This window comes from Candidatus Jordarchaeum sp. (genome assembly GCF_052745115.1).
The window spans coordinates 1-5,872 of sequence record NZ_JBRAKS010000242.1 but is presented as its reverse complement, the minus strand read 5'-3'; the positions used below and the strand labels follow the sequence as shown (position 1 = coordinate 5,872).

General features: G+C 35.4%; 7 protein-coding genes. 2 read left to right on the top strand and 5 right to left on the bottom strand.

Annotated features, from left to right (window positions below):
- The 4 genes from ACUVXA_RS14890 to ACUVXA_RS14875 all read right to left on the bottom strand — a co-directional run.
- Positions 1-1,530: AAA family ATPase (locus tag ACUVXA_RS14890; RefSeq protein WP_445872071.1), on the bottom strand; the 1,530-nt coding region annotated here is incomplete at its 3' end.
- Positions 1,527-1,676 carry a hypothetical protein gene (locus ACUVXA_RS14885; protein ID WP_445872070.1) on the bottom strand — a complete coding sequence of 50 codons (150 nt, stop codon included), beginning with the start codon at positions 1,674-1,676 and terminating at the stop codon, positions 1,527-1,529. The genes ACUVXA_RS14885 and ACUVXA_RS14890, both read right to left, overlap by 4 nt.
- Before the next feature lie 11 nt (positions 1,677-1,687).
- Positions 1,688-3,238 carry an ATP-binding protein gene (locus tag ACUVXA_RS14880; RefSeq protein ID WP_445872069.1) on the bottom strand — a complete coding sequence of 517 codons (1,551 nt, stop codon included), beginning with the start codon at positions 3,236-3,238 and terminating at the stop codon, positions 1,688-1,690.
- A gap of 3 nt (positions 3,239-3,241) precedes the next feature.
- Complete coding sequence (locus tag ACUVXA_RS14875) at positions 3,242-4,267, bottom strand: DNA double-strand break repair nuclease NurA (protein ID WP_445872068.1); 1,026 nt, start codon at positions 4,265-4,267, stop codon at positions 3,242-3,244.
- Between the two features lie 405 nt (positions 4,268-4,672).
- On the opposite strand from ACUVXA_RS14875, the gene ACUVXA_RS14870 reads away from it, so the two are divergent.
- On the top strand, positions 4,673-5,191 hold the full coding sequence (locus tag ACUVXA_RS14870) for a hypothetical protein (protein WP_445872067.1): 519 nt from the start codon (positions 4,673-4,675) through the stop codon (positions 5,189-5,191).
- 10 nt (positions 5,192-5,201) lie between these two features.
- The gene (locus ACUVXA_RS14865) at positions 5,202-5,546 is read left to right on the top strand and encodes a hypothetical protein (RefSeq protein WP_445872066.1); all 345 of its coding nucleotides are present in this window, start codon (positions 5,202-5,204) and stop codon (positions 5,544-5,546) included.
- Positions 5,547-5,564: 18 nt separating this feature from the next.
- Here ACUVXA_RS14865 and ACUVXA_RS14860 read toward each other — a convergent pair.
- Positions 5,565-5,872 (bottom strand): hypothetical protein (locus ACUVXA_RS14860; protein WP_445872065.1); only part of this gene is annotated, 308 nt, incomplete at its 5' end.

Sequence of the window (5,872 nt, the reverse complement as noted above, 5' to 3'; positions counted from 1 at the left end):
TTTTTGAAGTTCATCAATTTTTTTATGATAGTCATCTTCTAAATAAACTGGAATATACTTTTTCAGTGTTTCATTTTCTTTAAGATTAAGAAGAATATTTTTTATTTCATCTTCTTTAATTTTTTTAATTTGAATTTTAGTAAAATAATCCTTAAGTTTGGTTTCAATTTCTTTTAATCTTTCTTCTAATTTACTTATTTTTTCCTCTAAATCAGAGTATATACAAGTTTCCTGATCCCAATTAATTCTTTGCTCTTTAACCCTATTAAGGTCTTGAAATAGAAATTTTTCAACATATTCCCTTTTATCGTCAAGAAATTGGAGTGCTTCCTTTAACCTATCAAGATTCTCTGATTCTTTTAGTATTTTTTCATATTCTTTCATTGATTGCTTTAGAATATAAATAAAATCGGGAACAGATTTTTCTACTCCAGGAATTATGAAATTGGATGCATAATAATTTTGTAAGATATTAATTAAATCCTGGAATAATTTTGCTTTACTGAGGGCGTCTTGCTTTTCAATTTTATTTTTTAATTTAATAGCTATGTCTCTGAATTTAAGAATTAATCTTTCTAGATTAGGATCGAACTCAAAATCTTCTGCTGATTTGTAAAAATCCATTTTTTCCCATATTTTTAATAAATATTTTTCTTCTTTTGGTATTATCAGTATCAATAATTGTGTTGCTTCATTAAAAATTTCTTGCATCTTGTAAATTGTTGACATTAATTCTTGTTTTAATTTATCAAATTTTTTATCCTGTGTTGTAACGCTCTTCTCAATTTTTTTTATCTGTTTCTTTTTTTCTTCAACTGCTAGCGCATTATATTCATAGTTAATTGCATATTCCATATAAAATCTGCAATAAGTATAGGTTTCTAATAGATTTAATTCTTCTTTAATATTTTTTATTAAAGGTTCTAGTTTTTCTAATTCATAATTAGCTTTTTCCAATTCATGTCGATATTTGTCAATTTTATCTTGATCTCTTGACTTTTGAATATCGCTTATCATATTTTTGATTGCAACCATTAAAGAACCTACTTTGTTACCATAAGTTTGTTGAAAATTCTTTATTTCATTTACCAGCTCTCTTAATCTGTCAGTTGGATTGTTTGGAATGTCATAAATTAAATTGTATTTAGTTTCAAATTTATCCTTGTTAATTCTTCTTTTTTTTCCATTTTCAACTTCATAAACCGTAATACTTGGATTATTAGGATCATCCTTTATAGACTCTAGTTTTAAACCAGTATTTTTATTTGTTATTTTTACATTAAATTTAAGTTTTTGATGTGGAGAATTAATTAAACTATCCAATTTATTCTTCAATGCAGGGTTGAGACCTTTTTTATCTAAACCAAATAAGCTTAATGCAATAATATTAAGAAGGGTACTTTTTCCCGAAGAATTAGGGCCTTCGATATAAACTAAATCCGATAGACATTTAGTAATTTTTTGGTTGGGAACAAATACCTTAATCTCATCTCCTTCATTCCTCTCCAATTTATAATCATATTCAATCATTTAACTTCCCCCTGATTTTCAATGTTTAATAACTGCTCTATTATCTCATCATATTCTAAATCTTTAGAAATTAATTTGATGATTTTCCTTTCAATCTCGTCTTCTATTAACATATCAAAAAAATCTTCAATAGAAAAACATTCCATTTTTAATCACCTTACTCAAATACTCCGGCAAATGCAAGTGGGAACTTTAAAATTTTTAATTGGGATAAATCATGTATGGTTGCTACCGCAAAGCCTTTCTTTAAACTCTCAATTTCTTCGTCTGTTACATTAACTCCAAACAATTTAGCAGATACAGCATCGGATTTAAAGAAAATTTTTGTGTTAATTACACTCGACAGCCCCCGTGGAATATCTGAAGGGTTTTGGGAAGAAAATATAACTCCAATTTTTTGACTACGACCAGTTCTACAGATAGTATCCAAGTCACCTAAAGCTTCTCTTGAACTTTCTGTATTATAGAATTGATGTACCTCATCAATAATGATTAATATAGGAACTTTAGATTTCTGCATGCTTTTCGCTTCAACAATCTTCTTCAACAGATGCCTAAGCAATATTGATCCAAACTGAATTCCCTTAGCCCCTGCGACATTTATTACTGACATTTTGCCAGGTTCTAATATCTCATCTTCACGGAGAAAAATAGCGTCTTCATTATCAAAAAAATCAACAGCATAGTTTAAATTTCTTTGAATATTATCAAAGGTCCCTCTATGGAGAGTTATCCAAGACTCCTCTCCTCGAGTATTTAAAGTATTAAATTCTCTATTCGTTGCATTTGTAAAATAATTCACAAAACCGCTAAAGGTGAAGGGCTCTCGTTTTCCAGATTTTGCCTGTTCTTGCCAGTATCTGAAGATGTTTGGAAGATTCTGAGCACCAATATCTGATATACCATATAATAAACCAGTTAGTGATTCTGGATCAATTTCATGAACATCTAAAGTAATTTTTTTACAGATAACTGGTGTTACTCCCTGCGAGGAATCTATTTTTGTATTAGCGGGATAATAAACTGTAAAATTATAGATCCCATGAGGCTCTTGATTCAACATTTCCCATTCTTTTAAAACTAGAGGATTTTTTACTTTAGATTCTTGATCCATTTTTAAAAAGTCTACATCCTTAACATTTATCGCTAGAACCGCCCCTTCTAACTCCTCTACAAAGTATTGAGCTAAATATTTTGCAGCAACTGTTTTCCCACTACCCGTTTTTCCACATATTAACATTTGGTGATAAAACATTTCTTCTGGGAGACTTGCTGTTATAGCTCTTCCTTGATCGTCGATGAGTAATTGATTTTGGCCTGCATGAACTGTTGCAATAAATACTTTAGGACCTTTTTCTTGGCTACCCATGGCTAGATCTATTTCCTCTTGGTTTGAGCGTCTGGCGACCGACATAGGTTGTATAAAATCGATGAGACCGTCGTTTCTTTGAGTCAAATCTTTCACTCTGTAGGCATAGATTATATTTTGACATTTTTTATCTGGATCTAAGGGTGATAGATCCATATCTACTATCATAGGTAAAGGGGAATATGGCTGAACCTGTAGGCTATCATCAACTCTTAAAATAAATTTAGTTTCATTGCTTTCAATTGTTAGATACGAACCCTTAGGAAGCAAACCTGGTGTTTCACTTTTCGACACCAATTCTATTCTTCCTTTATTTTCTCCTAATACAATCCATTTCATTTTTTAACTTCCAAATCTTTCTTGATTCATTGTAGGTATTAATCCAGATTCTCGCATTAATTTATAAAAATTAATAAGTTTTAAAGTTGCACGAGCATATTTTTCAGAAATCGCTGTTGGTCTTAGTTGAGGGTTTTTTTTATCTCCTTGAACCAAAATAAGATAATATGCTAAATCCATAATCGAGGGAATTAAATTCTCATACATATTATAAGTTGCTATATGAAACTCTACCCTTTGAGGACTTAGATCAAAGGCTTTAAGGTAACAAAATATTTTTGCATTTTTGGGATTATTTTTCTCAACGTACCTGAAAAAATTGGTGCGTTGGCCGGGGGTCAAAAATTTATAAGCCCAGTGCATGTCAGAATTAAATTTGTATTTTAATTCTTTAGTATTATCTGTAACTAGGTTACTAGTGCTATTTTTTACAAAGAAAATTGGAATTATTTCTTTTCTTAGAAACCTTTCAATGGCATGTATCATGAATGTGTAAACATCTCCTCCTATTAGGGGGCCATCAATAAACAAGATGGAATTTGAGGGAGTATATTCTTCTAAAAAGTTTATCTTATCCTTAATGTAATCTTTTTGTGAATCCATTTCAGGGTCAACAGAATATTTAATATAATCCGATCTCTCCGTAATTTCCTTTGATCTCGTGTAAAAATAGAAAGTAAGTAAATTCAGAGGAATGTAATTTTTGTGGATCATAGTTACTAACGAGTGGGAGGTGAAATACGCGGTTCCTTCAAGAGCCAAGAATTTGTTTATAGATTCATCATAAGTTGAAATTGAAATATTATCAGATATCATTTTTTCTCCTTGTTTGGCATTAAGGGTATATTTTTTAATCTCACCAATATGGGTCACCAATTCCCCATTGGGCGGAAAAGCAAAATTTCTAAAGTCAAATTCTTCATTAGTAGAACTCTTTGGAAGAGGAATGTTCATTTTACCAAGTTCTTCAATTGTTTCCCTGAAGGATTCGCCTAGAATTAGTTTATTATTTATCAACTCTTCACCCATATTCGACCCACAGTGTTATGTAGCTAAAATATATAATATCATCATTTTTATATAAAATTTTGGTTGTGTCTGCTAATCGGTTAACTTTTAGGGGATAATTGGGTCCCCTCCTATGTTATAAGTTATCCAGAAAAACAATGGAGGTGGAGCCCAATAATATCCCTGAATAACCAAATACGGGTTACAGGCGATTTAAGTCTTATCCCCCTGTCCAGAAGCCTGGACGAAGCCAACCTGAACAAAGAAGTCCTCAGAGCAATACTGGAGAAGGCTCAAGACCAGCTAATCGATGAGCTGTGCGGCGGGAAATACGCCCAAAACCAAGACAAGAAGTTCCGAAGAGCAGGAACCGCCAAGAGAACACTGGCGACCAGACACGGCACAATAGTGTTCAAGCTGGTCAAGGTGAAGTCTCTGGAGAACGGAACCATACTGAGACCGTTCCTCCTCTACCTGGGATTAGAGCCCAAGAAGAGAGTCGTTGACGACCTGGTCTTCGAATGCGCCGAGGCGGCAGCCCTGCTCACCTACAGAGACGCCCAAACAGTCATAAGGAACCCCAACCAAAGCCACTGTTCCCAAGAGCAGAATACACTCCTACGTCCAACAGGTAGGAGCCTTCGTAGATCAGGAACGCAGAAAAACGGAAAAACCGAAAACCGACCTACTCTACGCAGACGGCACCAAGGCCCACGGACTGAACCAGAAAAAGAACGAAATCAACGTTATACTGGGAAAAGACGCAAAAACAGGCGAGAAAAGCCTCCTAGGACTCACCGTGAACCTGGAATGGAGGGAAACCGCAAAACAGGTCAAAACCCAAGCCGACATCCTGATAGCGGATGCAGACAAACCCCTGAGAAGCGCCCTCCTAGACAAAGCCCTAAAACTACCAGCTCTTGTGTAAACCACTCGGTGAAATAGGGAGGTGAGCATGCATCTGTGGAAAGCCGGCCTACCTAGGAACGAACGGAAAGAAATCCTCAGGAGGCTGAAGGCGATACTACACACCTGCAGAAACTCGGCGCTTAAACACCTGAAGGATGGGGATACCGAAAGGTTGCGGTGGAGGATTAACAGGACGCTCACCGGCCTTAAGGAGCTGGCAAAGGAACTGGTTGAAGACGGTCTTATGGGCGCGGCGAAGTTCTTGAGAAACTCTGCGAACTACCTGGTAACCTTCGCCAGACTGGCTGCGAAGGGGATAGAGGCACCGTACACGAACAACCTCATCGAGAGACTGATGGGGGAGATAGCGAGGAGGGTTAAGAACAAGTAAGTGGATGCACTGGAGCACTCAGGGGCTGGAGAATCTGCTGAACATACTCCTCGTGAGGTACTGCAACAAGCAGTTTTTCGGCGAGATCAAAGAAAAATACTTAAACCAGGGAAACAAACCACTCATACAGATAACGATAACATAGGAGAAAAAGTTAACCAATAAAAAGACGGCACCAATTTTTTGATGTGCATGCTGTTGCTTCTTCCTTTTAAGAACCGCGTATATGTAGATTTTGTCGCATTCAACAGCCCCACTCATCTTCACGGGTTGCATCTCCCCGCCTATGTGGAGTATGAGTTTCCTCAGAGCCCTAAAGATGGTCA